The organism is Acidisarcina polymorpha (assembly GCF_003330725.1).
Classification (GTDB): domain Bacteria; phylum Acidobacteriota; class Terriglobia; order Terriglobales; family Acidobacteriaceae; genus Acidisarcina; species Acidisarcina polymorpha.
This window is the reverse complement of the sequence record NZ_CP030840.1, coordinates 5,351,659-5,370,502: the sequence shown is the minus strand read 5'-3', so window position 1 is coordinate 5,370,502 and position 18,844 is coordinate 5,351,659. Positions and strand designations below refer to the sequence as shown.

General features: G+C 57.5%; 16 protein-coding genes. 6 read left to right on the top strand and 10 right to left on the bottom strand.

The window, feature by feature from the left end; all coding sequences use genetic code 11:
- The first annotated feature begins 165 nt into the window (after positions 1-165).
- Positions 166-585, top strand: coding sequence for an ABC transporter permease (locus ACPOL_RS22810; RefSeq protein WP_114209094.1), 420 nt, complete (start codon positions 166-168; stop codon positions 583-585).
- Positions 582-2,594 (top strand): ABC transporter permease, encoded by a 2,013-nt coding sequence (locus tag ACPOL_RS22805; protein WP_114209093.1) that lies wholly within the window; start codon positions 582-584, stop codon positions 2,592-2,594. The genes ACPOL_RS22810 and ACPOL_RS22805 overlap by 4 nt, the downstream gene beginning before the upstream one ends.
- 88 nt (positions 2,595-2,682) lie before the next feature.
- On the opposite strand, the gene ACPOL_RS22800 is transcribed toward ACPOL_RS22805, so the two are convergent.
- The 3 genes from ACPOL_RS22800 to ACPOL_RS22790 all read right to left on the bottom strand — a co-directional run bounded on the left by ACPOL_RS22800 (position 2,683) and on the right by ACPOL_RS22790 (position 7,068).
- On the bottom strand, positions 2,683-3,600 hold the full coding sequence (locus tag ACPOL_RS22800) for an MBL fold metallo-hydrolase (protein WP_414633313.1): 918 nt from the start codon (positions 3,598-3,600) through the stop codon (positions 2,683-2,685).
- Positions 3,597-5,822, bottom strand: a complete 2,226-nt coding sequence (locus ACPOL_RS22795; RefSeq protein ID WP_236656965.1) for a S9 family peptidase — start codon at positions 5,820-5,822, stop codon at positions 3,597-3,599. Before ACPOL_RS22795 ends, ACPOL_RS22800 begins: the two co-directional genes overlap by 4 nt.
- A gap of 133 nt (positions 5,823-5,955) precedes the next feature.
- Positions 5,956-7,068 carry a Rieske 2Fe-2S domain-containing protein gene (locus tag ACPOL_RS22790; protein ID WP_114209091.1) on the bottom strand — a complete coding sequence of 371 codons (1,113 nt, stop codon included), beginning with the start codon at positions 7,066-7,068 and terminating at the stop codon, positions 5,956-5,958.
- Positions 7,069-7,135: 67 nt separating this feature from the next.
- Between ACPOL_RS22790 and ACPOL_RS22785 the strand changes: the two genes are divergently transcribed.
- The gene (locus ACPOL_RS22785; protein ID WP_114209090.1) at positions 7,136-8,584 is read left to right on the top strand and encodes an ArnT family glycosyltransferase; all 1,449 of its coding nucleotides are present in this window, start codon (positions 7,136-7,138) and stop codon (positions 8,582-8,584) included.
- A 72-nt stretch (positions 8,585-8,656) separates the two neighbouring features.
- Here the strand turns inward: ACPOL_RS22785 and infC are convergent, their stop codons facing one another.
- Positions 8,657-9,262, bottom strand: a complete 606-nt coding sequence (gene infC / locus ACPOL_RS22780; RefSeq protein WP_479686131.1) for a translation initiation factor IF-3 — start codon at positions 9,260-9,262, stop codon at positions 8,657-8,659.
- Positions 9,263-9,391: 129 nt separating this feature from the next.
- Positions 9,392-10,879: a tRNA (N(6)-L-threonylcarbamoyladenosine(37)-C(2))-methylthiotransferase MtaB gene (gene mtaB, locus ACPOL_RS22775; protein ID WP_114209088.1), complete on the bottom strand. Its 1,488-nt coding sequence runs from the start codon at positions 10,877-10,879 to the stop codon at positions 9,392-9,394.
- Between the two features lie 32 nt (positions 10,880-10,911).
- On the opposite strand from mtaB, the gene ACPOL_RS22770 reads away from it, so the two are divergent.
- A complete protein-coding gene (locus ACPOL_RS22770) occupies positions 10,912-11,355 on the top strand; it encodes a response regulator (protein WP_236656964.1) in 444 nt (147 codons plus the stop codon).
- Between the two features lie 381 nt (positions 11,356-11,736).
- Positions 11,737-12,393, top strand: a complete 657-nt coding sequence (locus tag ACPOL_RS22765; protein WP_161557520.1) for a class I SAM-dependent methyltransferase — start codon at positions 11,737-11,739, stop codon at positions 12,391-12,393.
- A gap of 103 nt (positions 12,394-12,496) precedes the next feature.
- Here the strand turns inward: ACPOL_RS22765 and gyrA are convergent, their stop codons facing one another.
- From gyrA to ACPOL_RS35045, 5 genes are all read right to left on the bottom strand, one after another.
- Complete coding sequence (gene gyrA / locus ACPOL_RS22760) at positions 12,497-15,127, bottom strand: DNA gyrase subunit A (RefSeq protein WP_114209086.1); 2,631 nt, start codon at positions 15,125-15,127, stop codon at positions 12,497-12,499.
- Between the two features lie 191 nt (positions 15,128-15,318).
- Complete coding sequence (locus tag ACPOL_RS22755; protein WP_114209085.1) at positions 15,319-16,485, bottom strand: glycosyltransferase family 39 protein; 1,167 nt, start codon at positions 16,483-16,485, stop codon at positions 15,319-15,321.
- 156 nt (positions 16,486-16,641) lie between these two features.
- Positions 16,642-17,079, bottom strand: a complete 438-nt coding sequence (locus ACPOL_RS22750; RefSeq protein WP_114209084.1) for a DUF3037 domain-containing protein — start codon at positions 17,077-17,079, stop codon at positions 16,642-16,644.
- A complete protein-coding gene (locus ACPOL_RS35050) occupies positions 17,066-17,527 on the bottom strand; it encodes a hypothetical protein (RefSeq protein ID WP_236656963.1) in 462 nt (153 codons plus the stop codon). The genes ACPOL_RS22750 and ACPOL_RS35050 overlap by 14 nt, the downstream gene beginning before the upstream one ends.
- Entirely contained in the window at positions 17,520-17,840 is a 321-nt protein-coding gene (locus ACPOL_RS35045) for a HipA family kinase (protein WP_236656962.1), read from the bottom strand. The genes ACPOL_RS35050 and ACPOL_RS35045 overlap by 8 nt, the downstream gene beginning before the upstream one ends.
- Before the next feature lie 498 nt (positions 17,841-18,338).
- On the opposite strand from ACPOL_RS35045, the gene ACPOL_RS22740 reads away from it, so the two are divergent.
- Complete coding sequence (locus tag ACPOL_RS22740) at positions 18,339-18,755, top strand: DUF3052 family protein (protein ID WP_114209083.1); 417 nt, start codon at positions 18,339-18,341, stop codon at positions 18,753-18,755.
- Positions 18,756-18,844: the final 89 nt, after the last annotated feature.

The window sequence follows — 18,844 nt, the reverse complement described above, 5'->3', positions numbered from 1 at the left end:
GTCCATATTTGGACATACGTCTGCCAGAGACGAACAATCCGTACAGATTCACGACGCCAAACGAAGAAGTGAGCGCTCAGTCCAAGTGATTTAGCCGCACTCTCCAAAGGGAGACTCACGTGCACCTGCTGCTGTCAACGCCGCGCCTCCGGCCAGGATTCAGTCATGCAGAATTTTCGTCAGGATATCCGCTTCGCTTTCCGGCAACTCCGCAGGTCCCCTGGATTCTCGATCATCGCCGTGCTCACGTTGACCATGGCGATCGGCGCCAACATCGTGGTCTTCGGTGTCCTGAACGCGCTGGTGCTTCATCCTTTGCCGATACCAGAAGCGCAACGGTTATACCAGGCCCAACACACCAAGTCTGAATGGATCAACCTTTCTTATCCCGACTATCGAGATGTTCGCGACCGCAACCATACCTTCTCTGAGATCGCAGATACCCGCCTCATGCGATTCGGTTTGGAGGTTGGCAATAGCGCTCAGCCGGTCTGGGGCTATGAGACCAGCGGCAACTACTTCGCCATGATGAGGATCAAGCCTTTGCTCGGGCGATTTCTGGACCCTCCGACGATGTCAAGGTGAACGGCAGCGAGGTCATGGTTCTCAGCTACGCCAGCTGGAAGACTCGCTTCGGCGGCGATCCCGGCATCGTCGGCAAGACGGTCCGGTTGAACAAATTTCCTTATACCGTGATTGGGGCAGCGCCACAGTACTTCAATGGGACGGAACGCTTTCTCTGGCCAGAGCTGTGGATTCCTATCCACAATGAGCTGCAGATCGAGAACGACGACTGGCTCGAACGTCGCGGCGACAGCAATGGATGGGCGGTCGGCAGGCTCAAGCCCGGTCTCACCCCCAAACAAGCATCGGCCGATCTGGATACCATCGCTGCTCAACTCGCCAAAGAATTTCCTCAACAAGACAAAGGCATAGCCCTCAAGCTGACCAAACCCGGTTTCCTTGGCGACGGACTTGGCAAACCGCTCCGCGCTTTTCTTGCCGGCATCATGTCTCTTGCCGCTCTGGTCCTGCTCGCCGCTTGCGCCAACCTCGGCGGTCTCTTTTCCGCACGGACGGCTGATCGCTCCAAAGAACTTGGAATCCGCATCGCGATCGGCTCCAGCCGTGGGCGCATCCTTCGCCAACTGCTAACCGAGTCCATGCTGATCTCTGCGCTGGGTGGAGGGGCGGCGGCGGTGGCAGCCAGACTCCTGCTCCACGCACTCTCACAGTTCCATCCACAGATGGAGATCCCGGTCCAGTTCCTGGTCGAACCCAGCCTGCTGGTTTACGTCTTCGCCGCCGCGATCGCAGTGCTCACCGGAATTATTTTTGGCGTCATTCCCGCCCATCAGGTGTGGATCACCGATCCCAATCAAACCATGAAGGCCGCTGGTAGCTCGATTGTCAACCCTCGCCGCTTCGCACTCCGCGAGATATTGCTTGTCGTCCAGATTGCACTCTGCTGCTTGTTAGTAACTGCGTCATTTGTTTCTATCCGAGGCCTGCGCAGGACCTTTGCCATGTCGCTGGGAATTAACCCCGGCGGCGCGGTGCTCGCCTCGCTGGACACCAGCCTGGGCGGATATAAGGGCGTAGAGAGCAGCCGAGTTCAGAAACGCCTGCTTGACGCGGTTGCATCGATCCCCGGAGTCAGGGCAGCAGCTTACTCCAACACCACACCCTTGAGCGTGAACCAGTCGGACACTGCGATTTTCCCGCCAGGAACGACCGATTTCAGCAGCGTGAACATACGATTCGCCGCCAACTACTACCGCATCTCGCCGACCTACTTCGCTGCCGCGGGTACGCACCTGCTCTACGGGCGCGCTTTTACCGTACACGACGACCAACACGCCCCGAAGGTGGCCATCGTGAATCAGACCTTCGCGAGGCAGCTGTTTGGTGTCGAAAATGCCGTGGGTAGGCGATACCCGACCGATCCTGGAAAGGAGACCGAGGTTGTCGGCGTCGTCGAGGACGGCAAATACTCAACCCTTACCGAAGATCCTGCCCCGGTAGTGTACCTGCCCATCGATCAAAGCCCAGACAACGACACTGTACTCATCGTCCGTTCCGAGCGCCCGACGGCGGATATTGTGGCTGCCGTTCGCCAAGCGATCAGCAGCGTCGATCGGGGATTGCCCACATTTGCGCTTGGTCCTTGGCCGGACGCGCTGGCCTTTGCGACCTTTCCCGCCCGCGCGGCCACGATTGCTCTGGGTGTGCTCGGGATCCTCGCCACCATGCTTGCCGTTACCGGCATCTTTGGACTTGCGAGCTACACCGTCTCCAAACGCATGCGAGAACTGGGCATCCGCGTCGCGCTCGGCGCACAGCAGCGGCAAGTACTCCGCGCGGCTTTGCAACGCACTGCGATCCTGCTATCCATCGGCTCGATTTCGGGCCTCGGACTTGGCGTTGCCGCGAGCAGGCTGCTCGCCAGCGTTGTCTACCAGGCGAATGCCTCCGATCCGTTCGTCATCGTGGGCGTCGCAGTCACGATGGCGTTCATCGGACTCATCTCCGCGGCCGTTCCCGCTCGTCGTGCCCTTCAGGTCGAACCGGCGCGGCTGCTGCGGGATGAATAGCGCCAAAGCGAAAATCGTTCCGCAGTCCTTGTCCTCGGGTAAGACCTTCAGGCTTCGTTGATTCGAGTCACAGTGACGGAACAATGCTCTACTCGGCTTTGGGTTCAATCCGCAGCATAGGTCTTCCCTTCTCATTCCATCCGATGTAGCCCATCGGCGTATGGTGGTCATGGGTAAACAGCACCAGCCACTGCTCCGGGATCGCCCGAGAATAAAACCGTTTCCGCTGCTCGATGCAAGCGACCGGATCGAGGTCATAGCCCATCACCCAGGTTGTGTCCAAATGAGCGGTGGTCGGGATCAAGTCCGATATGTAACAAGCACGGTGACCATTGGAGTCGATGTTGACCGCCATCAACTGGGCGGTATGTCCGGGATACACTTCCACCGAGATACCCGGAACAATCTCGGTGACAGACCCGGGAGCGCCGTCTAGTTGCGTCATCTGTCCGCTCTCGAGGAGTGGATCGTAATTTGCGCCTCGATAACTGACCGCGTCGCGCTCAAGCTGAAGGCGTCCGTGCTCCACTTCTCCACGATGCGCAAAATAACGGGCATTCGGAAAGGTTGGGACCAGCTCGCCATTGCCAGCGAGCGTCGTGTTCCATCCGCAGTGATCGAAGTGCAGATGGGTATTGATGACGATGTCGATCTCATCGAAAGAAATGCCCGCCGCCGCGAATGAAGAAGGCAATAGCTGTTTAGCGCCAAAGATTGCGCGGAGCTTGTCGGGCAGCTTGTTCCCGATCCCCGTCTCAATCACCACCGTGTGCGTACCGGTTCGGATGACGACGGTGTTCGTGCCCAGCAGGATTCGGTTTTGCACATCGGCCGGCGCCCGCTTCTCCCACATTGGCTTGGGCACAACGCCAAACATGGCCCCGCCGTCCAGCAGATAAGTGCCGTCGGTAAGAACGATCAGCTCGAAGCTTCCGAGCGTTGCTCGACCGCGAATTAATTCCCCGGTGTCTGCACGCTCTGCCGGATGCTTTTCCATGCCATTCATGGCGCACTCCCGGCGACAGGTTTTAGATAAGTTTCAAAGTGAGCGAGAATCCGGTTGAAGAGCTGTGTCCGCGCTTCGGCTCCGGCGATCGAATGGGTCTTTCGTGGATATACCTGGTAGTCATAGGGAAGGTCGGCATCGATCAATGCCTGAATGAACTGCATGGTATTGGCGAGGTGCACGTTGTCATCGCCCGTACCGTGTGCAATCAAGAGATGACCCTTCAGATGGCTCGCCGAGTTCACCACCGACTGGTCTCGGTAGCCGTCCGCATTTTCCGCTGGCAGTCCCATATATCGCTCGGTATAGATCGAGTCGTAGTTGCGCCAGTCGGTCACCGGCGCTACCGGAACTCCAGCGCGAAAGCGGTCCGAATGGGTCATAGCATTCAGGGTGAAGGTCCCGCCCCAACTCCATCCCCACCAGCCGAGGCGGTCCTTGTCAAGCTGCGGATATTTCGCCAGCACCTGATCGAGGGCAGCCAGTTGATCGGCGAGCTGCACTGGGCCGAAGTTGTGATAAGCAGCCTGCTCAAAGTCGCGTCCCCGCGCGCCCATGCCGCGATTATCGACGCGCAGCACCGCAAAGCCATGCTGCAATAAAAGCTGATCCCACATGCGGTCCTGCGTGCTGCGCCAGCTGTTTTGCACGGTCTGCGCGTGTGGTCCACCGTAGGGATTCATGATGAGTGGAAGGGAAGCAGGCTTCTCACCTGAAGGCAGCAACAGTTCGGCATAGAGCGTGGTCTTGCTGTCGGCTGCTGTCAACTGCAAAGATACCGGCGCAGTGATCGTCACTCCTTCCAGGGGTTGCGACTTCCAAAACGGGCGACAATCCGAACCATGACAAAGATCGACTCTCGGTGGCGTTGTCCGATCCGAAGCGGTGTCGATAAACGTGGAACTGGATGGCGCGAAGACTGGTGAATGAACGCCGGCGGACGTCGAGAGCCTGCGTTTGCCGGTACCATCGGTCTGGATCGCCCAGACCTGCATTTCGCGAGGATCGCTTTCATTCGAGATAAAGAAGATTGTTTGGGAGTTTTCAACGACCGGCTCCAGATGTGTCACTTCGAAATCGCCGCTCGTAATCTGTCTGACCAGATGGGCCGATGGTTCTGCGACAGCGCCGCTCAGCGGATTCGCCTGGTCGAAGGCGTAGTCATAGATGTGAGTGTGCCCATCCCGCCAACTCAATAGATAGAAATTCCCCCTGCTGAACTCGACATCGTAGTTATCGAGGAACTTCTCATCCTGCTCTGAGTAGGCCAGCCTCACGTCGCCATGCTGGGCATCGGCGAAATAGATGCTGCGATGCTTTTGGTCGCGGGTGAGGATTTCAATCCACAAGGTCTCTGGATTCACCCAGCCGAAGCGCGGAATATAGTCATTCCCTTCACTGATCGGTAGTTTCATCCATAATGTCTTGCCGCCCTGCGCCTTCACCACTCCGAGACGAACCTGCGGATTCGGGTCGCCTGGTTGCGGGTAGCGTTGGCGATCGACAGTGGCATGTATGGGGACCCAATCCGTAATCGGATATTCGGGCACGCTCTCTTCGTTCATCTGAAGGTAGGCGACTCTGGCTGAATCGGGCGCCCAGACATAGTTGGTTCGGACGTCAAGTTCTTCCAGATAGACCCAATCCACCTCTCCGTTCAGCAGCGCCTCATCATGCGTATTTGTCAGCGCAACCTCGGCCGACTGATCTTTGAACCGGTGGACGAAAAGATTGTGATCGCGCACGTAGGAGAGATACTGTCCGTTCGGAGAAAACTTCGGGTCGTCGCCGCTGCCTACTCCAGTAGAAGCCACATCGATGGCCGTGCCATTATCCAGAGAGTAGAGGAACAACTGCCCATCACTATCGAAGAGGATGTGCTTGGAGTCCGGCGCCCAGATATAGCTGGACATTCCATAGCGCGAGCGATGGTCCCGGTCTTTCTCGTTTGCCGCTTTGGACGCAAGCGAGCCGAGCTTGGTATGGCTCACCAGAGTTCCGATGGAACCGTTATTCGGATTCAACTCCATTAGGTCAGAGTCTGAGGAAAGAAATGTGACTCGAGCGCCATCCGGAGACCATTGCAACTCCTCCGGCATCCATCCCGTGGGATTGCCGTGAGCGTATATGTCTTCTACCGTGATCGGACGTTGAACTTCGGCGGCAAAGGGATTTTGGAGTGGTGCAAGAAGCGAGAGCAACAAGCCAATGAGGACCTTCAAAGAGAAACTCCGGTTAGATCGATTGGAAAGACTCTTCCATAGAGATTGTGCGGTGCAACGCAGGTAAGCATTGAGCGTGGAAGATGACCAATATAGATGAAGTGATGGAAGACTCATCCCTCATCCAGAGTTTTTAGCTCCGCCACTTCAGGGTCACCGGACCCGGCATGGGGTGGGTCGAAGCGGAGCGGCCCTCCAGCCGAGCTTGTTTTAGGGCAAAGTACCATTTTGCCGGACGATCGGCATCATCGATCAACATGAGCGAAGGGTTATGCTTTAATCCTTGCGCCTGCTGGATCATGGTTTCCTGGTCCTGCCGGACAAAACGGTTGCCGAAGAACTTGGCAATGCTGGTCACCAACGGCACGTAGTAGAAGACATTCCAGGCGGCCACCACATCGATCCGGCAGCGGTTCGCTGCCGTGGGCGTCACCGTGGTGAGACTGGAAAACCACTTCTGACCACAACGAATGGTTTCATACCTGCGGTTGGGCAGAACAAAATCGATGGTGGTGGTGATCGGTTCGCCGTAGACACCCAATAACTTGTAAGGGGCGCTATTACCAGACGGCGCGTGGGTCGCCATTCGAAACCCCTCCGGGATCGGCTCGAAGTGCTTTTGCTTTTCATGGATACTATGCCGCCCCCGCCACCACCAGGCCTGATGGACAAAGGGCCCGTGCGCCGGATCCATGAGGCCGATGATGCCATGATCCACGTTGCAAGGCAGATCAGCGGTCAGGTGAGCGCTTCGATACTTGGCTCCAAATTTCGGCGTCTCGGGAATAACGGGCAACTCGTCGCTCAAAGTCACTCGCCCGCGACCGGGCCCGGGAACGAAGACCCAGGCATGCCCGTCCCGCTCCTCGCACGGAAACGCCCCGGCATAAATCTTGTGGGGATCGAGCGGATCGCTCGGCGTCAGTGAAGGAATTTCTTCACACTGGCCGGTCACTGGCTCAAAGGCCCATCCGTGATATTTGCAGGTGACCTGCCGGCCATCGAACCAGCCACAGGACAACGGAATCCCGCGATGCGGGCAGCTGTCGCGCATCGCAAAAATTCGCCCATCGCTCCGTCTCCCAAGCACCATCGGAATTCCCAGCAGAGTGGCAGTTGCCAGTTTCTTGCCGGCCAACACTTCACTCCGCAGAGCCGGATACCAGTCGTCATAAATCAACTGGGTGGCAGGCGTCTCCGTGGGCGCGGACGGATAGATCGGCAACGATGCAATTTCAGACGCCATATTCCAACTTTATCAATCCGGGACTCCAGGGCACGCCCCTACTATAATCGCCGAAGGCCCAGCTCTCGTGGAGGACCAGATTCCAAGCAAACGAATCAACCTGGCGTGGAAGTTCCTGATACCCCTTTTCGGGATATGGTTCCTCCTTTATGGCAGCTTTTCGCTGAGCCGTCCTCCGCTGCCTGACGGAGTGGCCACCATCCATGCTGAAATGGCGCGAGAGATGGTCAACCGAAGCGACTGGACGACGCCCTTCGTGAACGGCGTGCCAGTCAGGTCTTCCTCCCGGGCGCTCGACTGGAGTATCGCGGCAAGCTACAGGATCTTTGGTGTGGCGGATTGGTCAGCCCGGCTTCCGATCGCTCTGTGCATCCTCGCCCTGGCGATCATCCTCTTTTATTTCGGACGAAAACTGTTGGGTTGGAATGCCGCAGGCTTTTATGCCGCGCTTTTCTTTCTCACCATTCCGACCACGTTCTTAACAACTCGCGATCTGACGTCGGCCCCGTTTTTGTGCCTCGGCACAACACTGGTTGCTGTCGTGCTGTGGGAACTGCTGGTCGTCAAGCGGATTCAGGGCTGGAACGCGATCGCCATCTCGGCAACCGCATGCGCACTGATCCTGCTTACCGGAGGCTGGCCGGGCGTCCTCTTGCCATTGGCAATTGTTCTGCTCTGTTGGATCGTTCGCGGCACGACGGATCTGGCTCGCCAGGCGGAATGGTTTCTGGCTGGCTGGGCAATCTGTGCCTACCTCTTCGCAGGCATTTTCGAGCGCCGCCCAGATGCGATCATCTGGCTTGCTCCCATACCTCCGCTCGCTCTGCTGCTGGGCGGCTGGCTGACCAGGAATGAAGCCTTTTCCGATCAGGCGATTGGCCGTCGGATCGCATGGTTCGTCTTCGCGATCGGTCTTCTGGTCTCGCTGAGCGCGGCCTTCTTTGCCATACACGGACCGCTGCTCTTCAGCGTCCATCATCGATCCGTGGTCATCAATGCTCCGTCCAGCCGAGTCCCCTTGTTGATCACCGCAATTGCCTTTCTGGCCGGAGTTACCGGTCATTTGATCTATCGTCTTCGAGGCCGCATCCGAATCGCCAACTGCTTCCTTGCCGGGACACTGGCCGGCATCATAGTTGCGATCCAGGTGGGAATGGTCCTCGCCTCCCCCCGCTATTCCTCGCAGATCCTGGCCGACGCCATCCGTCCCGAGCTCAACCCCAATGACCTGGTTGTGATCGACGGGAAATATCCCGATGCATCGTCGCTGGCTTTTTACCTGGAGCGGCCGGTCCTCATTGCGCTGCCGGACAGAGTCGGCTTCAACCTGATAGCGCCAGCGGTTTCAACCGGAGCGGTTGCACTCAGTCAGGTTTGGACTGGATCGGCCAGAGTCTTTCTCTGGACCAGCATCGATCACCCGCTCGCCACTCCCGGGCCGGGATTTGTCGTCGCCAATAGCGGCGGCAAGCAAATAGTCAGCAACCAGCCGAACTCGGCGGGCGCCGCGTTCTAAGGCGGACGCTGCCTTGCTACTGCTCTAAAGCTTGGGCGTATTCAGGGAAACGAGCGGCTGATTTGCCGCTCGCTAAGATTGCGGTGCTGTGCTGCCTTGGACGGCTATCGCGGGCGGCTGCGCGTTGAGAGGAGGTTGTGCCGCAGGCGGCTTCGGAGCAGCAGCTTTGGCCTTGGCCGCTTCGATTTTCTTGCCGGGGGCAAGAATGGCATGAAGTGTCGTCCCTTCCATGCGAGGCATGAACTCAACCACCCCATTGTCGCCGATGTCCTGGATGAGCCGGTTGACGATCGCATAGCCCAGCTCGCGGTGCGCCATTTGACGGCCTTTGAAACGAAGCGACGCTTTCACTTTGTCGCCTTCCGTCAGGAAGCGGACTGCCTGGTTCTTTTTCGTCTGGTAATCATGTTCGTCAACGGTGACTGAGAACTTGACTTCTTTCACGACGATGACCTTCTGCTTCTTGCGGGCGGCCCGGTCGCTCTTGTCTTTCTCGTAAAGAAACTTCCCGTAATCCTGAATGCGACAAACTGGCGGCACGGCGCTCGGTGAGACCTCCACCAGGTCTAGACCGCGCTCCCGGGCGATTTTCAAAGCCTCGAAGGGAGGAAGGATGCCCAGCTGATTGCCGGCATCGTCAATCACGCGCACTTCGCGGGCGCGGATCTTTTCGTTAATACGGATGAATGATTTTGCTGAACGCTTGTCGATGAGTCCTCCATGGCACGAGGGCGTTTGCCTCGCCTCATCAGTATAACAGCTAGAGGCAAGTTCCTAGCCAACGGCGGCGTCCTTCTTAACCTCCTCTTACGATGCGGAAACCGGCACACCAGTCAACCCGTCAGGGGTCATGGCTGCTATCCGAACGCGTAGCAAGCGGTTCGGAGCGAAGGCCCCCTCGACCATCAACTTCACGAAGTTATCCGAAAGCGCCTCGGTCGTAAAGGCGCTTGAGCCCGCGAGTGTCACGACCGACAGAGTGGAGCCGATCAACGACGCCCGGAACTCCGCGTTTTTTCTGGAGATCAGTCTCCGCAACGCGATCTTCCGCTCCTTCACCGCGTTGCCAGATGAAGGCGTGGACTGATGCCAGGCAAAGGCCTGAGTGCCAGGGCGCGCCGAAAATGGGAAGACATGCAAGTAGGTGAATGGCAATCGATCGATGAAGTCGTAAGTCTGCGCAAAGAGGCTATCGGTCTCACCGGGAAAGCCGATCATCACATCCGCCCCGATCGCCGCTCCCGGAGAGGCGGATCGGATCTCCTCAAGCTTCGCCGCATAGTGCCAGGGCCGATAGCGGCGATGCATCGCCCGCAGGATCGCATCCGACCCGGACTGCAAGGGAAGATGAGCGTGGCGCGCCAGGCGCGGACCACCGCCACCTCGATCCTGACCATGCATCCGGAAAAGAGCGATCAGATCGGCCGACCAGTCCATCGGCTCAACGGAACTGATTCGGAGCCGAGGCAAACTCGTCTTTTCAAGGATTGCGCCAACCAATTCCTCCAGTCGAGTTGCGGGGGAAAGATCCCGGCCCCAGCGGCCAAGATTGATTCCGGAGAGTACCAACTCTTGGCCGCCTTGAGCAGCGAAGCCTTCTACCGCCCGCAAGCATTCCTTGAGGTTGACTGATCGGCTAGATCCCCGGGTCGTAGGAATAATGCAAAAAGAACACCGGTTGCCGCAGCCATCCTGAATCTTCAAGTTGGGCCGGGTTTGATGTGCGTCGGAGGCGAACGGCAAGGCGGCAAGTTCTGAGTGCGCGAACAGAGGGTCATGCCATATCGATACTGAAGCTGCACCCGATTCTATGCTCGAGGGCCGGAGCGAATTCAGGGGAACGAAAGCCCCAGATCCTTTGTCGGAACTGGAGATTTGAGCGATCGCCGCTTCCACAACCCGGGACTTATGACTGTTACCGATAACCGCATGGACTCCGGGGAGGGCAGCCAACTCTTCCGGCGCGCGTTGCGCATAGCAGCCGGTTACGACGACTCTTGCCTTGGGATTTTCGCGACGGATACGGCGCAGATAAGCCCGAGCGCTCCTATCCGCTTCCTCCGTAACACTGCATGTATTGACAATCACCACATCAGCCAAGCCTGGCTGACCAGCCTCGCGGACGCCGGAATCGCGCAGCCTGGAAGCGATTGCCTCGCCATCGGCGCGACTCGCGCGGCATCCGAAGTTCTCAACGTGATATTCTGCCACCTTAACCAGTCTATCAACCGGATAGGCACCCGGCCCGGGTTTTGGGCTCCCTGCCCTCGTTACGAAGTGAGTGACGTAGGCCACCTTCCTGCACTTTGATTTGCTGGAGCATTCCCTTGATCAAGCGGCGTATTTTGCTGGTAGATGATGAGCTTGCGGTTCTGCTAACGCTGAAAGCAGTCCTCGAGCTGAATGGCTTTGACGTGGAGACGGCGGCTTCGGCCAAGGAAGCGAAATTAAAGATTCGTGCCAACGCCTATCACATGATCATCACCGACATGCGAATGGAAAGCGAGACTGCTGGAACTGAGGTGGTTCGCGCCGCCAAGAACGCGACGTACCAGCCTGCGGTGGCCATGTTGACTGCTTTTCCTTTGCCCGGCTCCGATTGGAGCGAAGACGGTGCGGATGAAATGCTGGTCAAGCCAATGAACACTTCTGAACTGGTTCGACAGCTCGAAGCGCTGCTGATTTCGCACGAAGATAAGAAGCAGCGGCAAAAACCGGTTGTCCCCGTGAATGAACAATCGGTTTCAAAAGCAGTTGCCCACAGCAGCTGAGACGGCTCAACCCTGGCGCCGCTCGAACGATAACGGGTCTTGCGCCGTACACTTGTTCCGCAAAGTTGAACGTAACTCTCTGTTAATAAAGAACCTCGACCACGAGTTGAGACAAGAACGATTCGGTATCTTAATTCCCCTTTACGATTGCGATTCCAGCAATGACTGTTATAAAGTTGATCCAGTCATAATTGGAAAATCCTAATTAAACATTTTGTGGTCAGCAGCGGCTTCAACGCCGGGGGGATAATTATGGGATTTGACCTAGCAAAGTACAGAGATGACACTAAGCAATTCGCTGTACAGAGTGGCCCAGCTCGACACGGGATGGCGGTTTCAGGATTTCAATGGACCCTATACAAGATCCTCTGTAGGTTGTGGATGCGTCTTTATGGAGATCGCATTCAAAACGCCCACGATCAGAACGATCCTTTACTTCCGGTTCCCGCTCACTTTAAGCAAAACCTGGTCGAGAACTGCAAGGTTTTTGCCGATCGGGATGAGATGCTTAAGGCGCTTCCAAAGGGAAAAATCTGGGCAGAGGTCGGCACCTATGAAGGTGAATTCGCGCGCAAGATTCTCGATTGGTGCGAGCCCAGCCATATTGACCTGATGGATTTGACCTATGAGCTTGTGAAGGCAAAAGGCCATGTCAAGGAATCGGACCGGGTCACTTTCAATAAGGGTGATTCCGCGAAGCTGCTTTCATCGCAGCCCGATGGAAAGTACGACTACATCTATATCGATGCCGGTCATGACCTGATTGACGTAGCTCGGGATGCAGTCGCTGCCATCCCCAAGCTGAAGCCAGACGGCATTATTTTCTTCAACGACTACATTTTCTTTTCGGTTACCGGCCTGCGGCCATTCGGCACCGTCCCTGTGGTCAACGCACTGGTCGCCACTGAGGAGTGGGAAGTCGTCTATTTCGCATTTCAGAACAAGATGCAGTGCGACATTGCTCTACAGCGGACGAGCGTAAGGAAGTCGGCCAATTCGAATGGACATGGGGCCCTGAGCTCTTCGAGTCTGAGCTGATTGTTTCCGGCGTTTTCAAAAAGGGCATCGGAGTCGACCTCGACTCCGATGCCCTTTTTCTTTAATGGTCTTCGTTCGTTGAAGCCATGAAGTTGGAACGCTCTTATTGCAGCAGCGTTCCGTCTTCGAGATCGGCTTTGGCCTCTTCGGGCGGAATGACGACTGCGGCGGCGACTTTGTCATCTTCTTCCAGATTGAGCAGCTTCACCCCTTGAGTCGATCGTCCGGCTGCGCGCACTGTCTTCGTGTCGATGCGAATGATCTTGCCGTATTGGCTGATCACCATCAGCTCCGAGGTATCGTCGACCAGGTTAATGGACTGCACCTTACCGTTGCGGGCTGTGGTCTTGACGTTGATCACGCCCTTGCCGCCGCGGGTCTGCAGACGGTACTCGTCGACATCGGTACGCTTACCGAAGCCGTTGCTGGTGACGGAGAGGATCAGGCTGGGAGTGTTGCCGCCGTTTCCGTTCGCGATGCGCTCTTTCGGAGTGACTGCGAGACCGACGAGATAATCATTCTTGCCGAGATCGATGCCGCGCACGCCGTAAGCCGGCCGGCCCATCGAGCGCACATCATTTTCGTCGAAGCGAATCGCCATGCCTTCGTGGGTCGCGAGGAAGACGACCTGACTTCCGTCCGTGATGCGGACTCCGATCAGTTCATCATCAGCGTCGATCCCGATGGCGATGATGCCGCGCGCCATGACGTTGCAGAAGTCCTTGAGCGGCGTCTTCTTCACCGTGCCCTTCTGGGTAGCAAAGAAGACGAACTTCCCTTCTTCCTCCAGATTGCGCACAGGCAGAATGTTTCGCACTGTTTCCCCCGGCTGCAGGTTCAGCAGACTGGCAATGGCCTTGCCCTTGCCGGCGGCGCCGACATCCGGAATCTCGTAGACCTTAAGCCAGAAAACCCGACCCGTGTTGGTAAAGCACAGCAGGTAGGCATGGGTGGAATCGATGATGAGTTGCGAGACAAAGTCTTCCTCGCGAGTCTTCATGCCGATTCGACCGGTGCCACCACGCCGCTGCTGGCGGTAGGTGGATATAGGCGTGCGTTTCAAGTAGCCGGAATGTGAGACAGTGACGGCGACTTGTTCGTCGGCGATCAGATCTTCGAGCTGGAGCTCGGCGCTCTCGTCGACGATCAGGGTGCGGCGCTCGTCGCCGTATTGCTTCTTTACCTCTTCTAATTCCTTCACGATCACGCCGCGAAGTTTTTTCTCGGAGGCGAGGATCGATTCGTACTCTGCGATGTTCTCGCGGACCTGTGCGAGTTCCTTCAACAACTCGTCGATCGAGAGTTGGGTGAGACGATAAAGCTGCAGTTCGAGGACCGCGTCGATCTGCCGGTAGCTCATACCGGGCGCGATATTCAAGTTGGTCGTATCTTTATCGAGATTGATAACGATTTCGGTGCCGAGCGACCAGGTGCGAAGGTTTTCGCGAGCCTCAGCGCGGCTACCCGATCCGCGAATAATCCTGATGACGCGATCCAGATTGTCGAGGGCGATCTTGTAGCCTTCGAGGATGTGTTCCCGCTCGCGCGCCTTGCGCAGCAAGAACGCGGTGCGGCGGCGAACCACATCGACGCGGTGATCGATGAAGTGCTGGATCGCCACATGCAACGGAAGCTCTTTGGGCTGGCCATTGACAACCGCCAGGAAGATCATCGAGAAACTTTCCTGCATCTGCGTGTGCTTATAAAGCTGGTTCAGTACAATCTGCGCTTCGGCGCCGCGACGCAGTTCGATGACGATCCGCATGCCATCGCGATCGCTCTCGTCGCGCACGTCGGTGATGTCGTCGATCACCTTCTCGTGGTAAAGCTCGGCGATGCGCTCGATGAGCTTCATCTTATTAACCTGGTAAGGAATCTCGCTGACGATGATCGCCTGCTTTTCCTTGGTCAGGTTTTCAGTCGAGACTTTGGCGCGAATCAGGAACTTTCCGCGACCGGTTGCATAGGCCTGCGCAACGCCACCGCGCCCGTAGAGAAAGCCGCCGGTGGGAAAGTCCGGCCCCTGCACATGCTTGAGCACCTCGATCAATCCCGCCTGAGGGTTGTTGATCATCTCGATCGTGGCGTTCACGACTTCCGTTAGATTGTGCGGAGGGATGTTGGTCGCCATGCCGACCGCGATGCCGTTCGAACCATTCACGATCAGGTTCGGAATTCGGGCCGGCAACACCGTGGGTTCGAAGGTCGACTCGTCATAGTTCGGCATGAAGTCGACGGTTTCCATGTCGATATCCGCCAGCATTTCGCTGGCGATGCGCATCATGCGGCATTCGGTATATCGCATAGCTGCCGGCGGATCGCCGTCGACCGAACCGAAGTTTCCCTGGCCATCGATCATCGGATACCGCAAGCTGAATGGCTGAGCGAGACGCACCATCGTGTCGTAGATCGCCGAGTCGCCATGGGGATGGAAGACACCCATGGCCTGACCCACAACCTTGGCGCACTTGGTGTATTTCTTGTTGTACTGCAGCCCCATTTCGTGGAGCGTATACAGAATGCGGCGGTGGACTGGCTTCAGCCCGTCGCGGACATCAGGCAGCGCGCGCCCAATAATGACCGACATTGAATAATCGAGATACGAGCGCCGCATCTCGTCTTCAATATTGATCGGGATAATGCTGGAAGCGCCGGTGGGGCCGCCGGTTCCGTTGGCGCCATCGTTACCATCACCGCCTCCGAGGGGGAGCAGCGGATTTTCATCATTTGCCATAGTTGGGATCCGTCAATCGAATGGTTCCTTGCAAGGCAACGCTCGTCGCTAGAGAGAGGATCAGCAGAGAGCTTCAGGCGTGCTCGAAAGAATCCTGAGGAATTGATCTATGTCTATGATACTCAAATACTTACCCCTAGGCAAGGGGCATTTCCCCGGCTAACCTCAATGACCAGAGGGACTTGGCCGCGCTAGTTCACGAGCCGCGGCAAAGAAGCCACACAGAGCGCCGCCTGCATCACCAAGATGCCGCAGGTGGCGATGAGAAAAATTCGCCTCTGTGGAGTTTCGAGGGCGTCGGCGAAGACGCCGCCGATGAAGGTCAACAGGAAGGGAACCATCCACAGCCAGGGCTCTCCTGGCACCCCAGTAGTGACGATGGGGAGTAGTAATGCAGTGACCAGCAATGCTGCCAGATTCCCAAAATAGCGCGATCGTTTCACGCTGATAAAGAGGAGCAAGGAGATTGCCGCGGCGAGGGTCATTCCAGCATTGGGCAGTGAGGTGAAGAGGGCCTTTGCCGGTTCAAGAGAAAACCACATGCGGGCAGCGGCGCTGCGAAAAACATAGCTGAAGGCATCCGGGCGAAAGGCGTACGAGGCGAACAGGATCAGTAGAGTACCGACGGCGGAATAGAGAGCGATGGGAATCAGAGATGAGCGGCGGCGTTCGGCCAGATAGATCATGAAACCCAAGGCAACGAAAAACGCCAGCAAGGCCGCGGCCACGTGCGAGGCCGCCGTGAACCCCAGCGCGGCGGTGAGCAGCACGATGCGCGGACGCCATTTTCTGCGCGGCCCCTGCATGGCGTGGGCGACGCCGATGGCCGTATAAACAGCGGCGAAGAAGCCGAAGGCTGCCAGGATTTCGGGATTCGGATAAGTGCAGGCGTGAACGATCTCGGGAGAGAAGCAATAGAGCGAGAGCGCCACGAAGCCGCCTTCATTGCCGAAGAGCCGCCGCGTGACCCACCAGAGCGCGGCGCCCAGGCACAGTCCGCAGAAGATGAAGGGCAAACGCATCAAGAGCAGCACGTCGCTGAGTTGATGGCGCAGCTCCCATGGGGAATTGTTTGAGGATGCTCCGGAGAAGATTCGTTCCATGGTCAGCAGCAATCCGGCGGCGCGATAGGCGAGGGTGCCGTCATGGATATTGCCGCAGCTGGTGAAGTATCCGGCGAGTGGCGAGGGCTTCTCCCACATCTCGCGTCCGCAGCGGGCGTACTGGTAGTCACGCTCAGTCAGGGTCTGATGACGGGTGACCCAGTAGCATTGCGAGAAGAGTAGCAAAAGCAGGACTGCCGCTATCCGTTGCGGTCGATCGAAGCGGAATTTGCGGAGTCGCTGAGCGAAAGACATCGTTCAACTCTGAGTGTACTAGAGTGAATCGACGTGATTTATGAAGGGGAAAACGTGCTTGAAAGGGTGCAATTTTGAGCGTTTTTTTGCACCCTGGAGAGGCTTTTTAGGGACCAAAGGCGGATCGCCCTATTTATGGTGCAAAGAAGCGGATCTTCAAGGCTGAGCGTCGATCATTTCGACGCGGGCGGGTGCGGCTTCGATTGACTCGGTCCCGAGGAAGAGCCGGGAAAGATGTTCGAGCGATTCGGCCGGATGGTCGCAGATCCCGGTGTGCACGGGAGAGACCTGGATGATGGTGCTGCGTGGGGAGACGATCCAATGGAAGCGTTCCCGTTGGCTGAGCTGGGCGATGGGGCCGGCGGTGGAGTCGGCAGCGCAAATTTTTGGAATCGCTTCAAGGTGACGGCGCACCGCATCGAGGTCAATGTCGGGCCAGAGGGCGAGCAGACGGGCTTCGTCGATGACGATCCTGGCCTCGAGAAAGCGTTGCTCCAAACAGAAGGCGACAACTCCGGCGTTGATGAATTCGCCACGCTCGACTCGGGGCACGACCCGCAGGACGGCGTAGTCGAAGGAATTACGTGCGGGCATAAATAGCCTCCTCGATGAATTTGGCGGACGCGCTGAGGCGGGCGGTGAGGAAGTGGATGTATCGCTCGCGCTGTTCGTGGGCATCGGTCGAAGGGCTACCCCCAGGCAGGAGCCATGCATCGGGAACTTGATCGAGGATCGGGGCGAAGCTCTCGGCGGACAATCGCGCGTGGGCAGCGGCATCCGCAATATCGAGCTGGGTCGCCCAAGGCAAGAGCAGATGCTGCCGGATCGCGGGAAAGCGGGACTCGACGAGCGAGGGCGCTGTCTTCCAGTTGTGATGCCAATAGAGCGACGCCCCTTGGTCGATGAAGTAGAGGCGCTGATGCCAACGCAAGAGGTTGGCATTGCGGGCGGTGCGATCGACGTTCATGACGAAGGCGTCGAACCATACGGCAGTCGAGGCGGTTGCGGCGCCAGCGGTGTCTCCCGCAGCGGGATCAAACATGGTTGATCCGGGAAGGTAGTCGAGCGCGAGATTGAGTCCGGCGCTGGCGAAGCAAATCACGGATTTCGGTGTCGGGCTCATTTCTTCCGAGCAATGGATCGACCTCGATGAAGACCAACTCGGGAACATTCAAGCCGAGGGCGCGGCCGATTTCCCCGGCAACCAGTTCGGCGACGAGCGCTAGTGGACCCTGCCCGGCGCCGCGAAACTTGACCACGTAGAGGCCATCATCCTCGGCCTCGACGATCGCGGGGAGCGAGCCGCCTTCGCGGAGAGGCGTGACGTATTTGGTGGCGTGGATGGTGCGGAGCATGGAGTGGCTACGGTCCTTCTTAAGACTTTGTTCGAGACTCAACATTCTGACCAAGACCGCGCGTCCTGGAAACGCAGATCCGTGAAACGCAGATCTGAAAACACAGATCCTGAAAACGCAGATCCTTCGCTTCGCTCAGGATGACAGGTTTGCTTCATAGGCTTGCTTCATAGGCTTGTTTCATAGGCTTGTTTCATGGGCTTGTTTCATAGGCTTGTTTCATGGGCCTGTTTCATGGGCTTGCTTCATGAAGTTTAGACCTAGGAAGCTAGTTTAGCTGGTGTGCTGATCAGCGCCATGCCTACCGGTTTCGACTCTTCCGCTTCCGTGTGGTTCAGATTCGGCTTAGGTGCGCTCACTGGGCGTTTGGCAAATTTGTCTTCGAGCGCGAGTCCGTATATTACTTCTTCGACGCGGCCCGTAGCGGTGGTGTGGGATGCTGTTCCAACGGTGTAGGACGCTGCTCTGGTCGAGGAGCTTCGTGGGAGGGAGTCGCCTGTGGTTGCGGGATACTCGGGTACTTCGTTGGCGAAGAAGCTTGGGGTCAAAGATGCTCAGCGCACCTGGCGGTATGCTATGCCGGTTATGGTGGCTGAGGAGATCGCGCAGTGCGGGGTAAGTCCAACGCTGTTCGAAGCGCCTGCCCCCGGGCTGGAGATGGCGCATCTCTTTGTGACTCGCCGTCAGGAGCTCGCAAAGATGCTTGCGGAGTTGCGGGTGCTGCTTGCCTCCGATGGAATGATTTGGGTTTCCTGGCCGAAGAAGGCGGCAAAGATTCCGACCGAGGTCTCAGAAGATATCGTCCGGGCGGAGGCGCTTCCCTTGGGATTAGTCGACATCAAGGTTTGCGCGGTGGATGAGACCTGGTCTGGCTTGAAACTTGTGGTGCGCCGCAGTGAACGTTCTCAGAAGTGAGAGAGATTGTGGGTTCCCTCGGTTGAAGCCGCTTCGATCGAGCGGCATCATTTCCGTCCTCAACATGGTTGAAGATTGGGTCCGGTTGT

What these genes read in the sequence shown, in the direction of transcription:
- ACPOL_RS22800 (WP_414633313.1), bottom strand. Translation starts at nt 3,600, where the DNA reads ATGAATGGCATGGAAAAGCATCCGGCAGAGCGTGCAGACACCGGGGAA.
- ACPOL_RS22750 (WP_114209084.1), bottom strand. Translation starts at nt 17,079, where the DNA reads ATGCCCGCACGTAATTCCTTCGACTACGCCGTCCTGCGGGTCGTGCCC.
- ACPOL_RS22810 (WP_114209094.1), top strand. Translation starts at nt 166, where the DNA reads ATGCAGAATTTTCGTCAGGATATCCGCTTCGCTTTCCGGCAACTCCGC.
- ACPOL_RS35050 (WP_236656963.1), bottom strand. Translation starts at nt 17,527, where the DNA reads ATGTTTGATCCCGCTGCGGGAGACACCGCTGGCGCCGCAACCGCCTCG.
- ACPOL_RS35045 (WP_236656962.1), bottom strand. Translation starts at nt 17,840, where the DNA reads ATGCTCCGCACCATCCACGCCACCAAATACGTCACGCCTCTCCGCGAA.
- ACPOL_RS22790 (WP_114209091.1), bottom strand. Translation starts at nt 7,068, where the DNA reads ATGGCGTCTGAAATTGCATCGTTGCCGATCTATCCGTCCGCGCCCACG.
- ACPOL_RS22765 (WP_161557520.1), top strand. Translation starts at nt 11,737, where the DNA reads ATGCGTCTTTATGGAGATCGCATTCAAAACGCCCACGATCAGAACGAT.
- gyrA (WP_114209086.1), bottom strand. Translation starts at nt 15,127, where the DNA reads ATGGCAAATGATGAAAATCCGCTGCTCCCCCTCGGAGGCGGTGATGGT.
- ACPOL_RS22755 (WP_114209085.1), bottom strand. Translation starts at nt 16,485, where the DNA reads ATGTCTTTCGCTCAGCGACTCCGCAAATTCCGCTTCGATCGACCGCAA.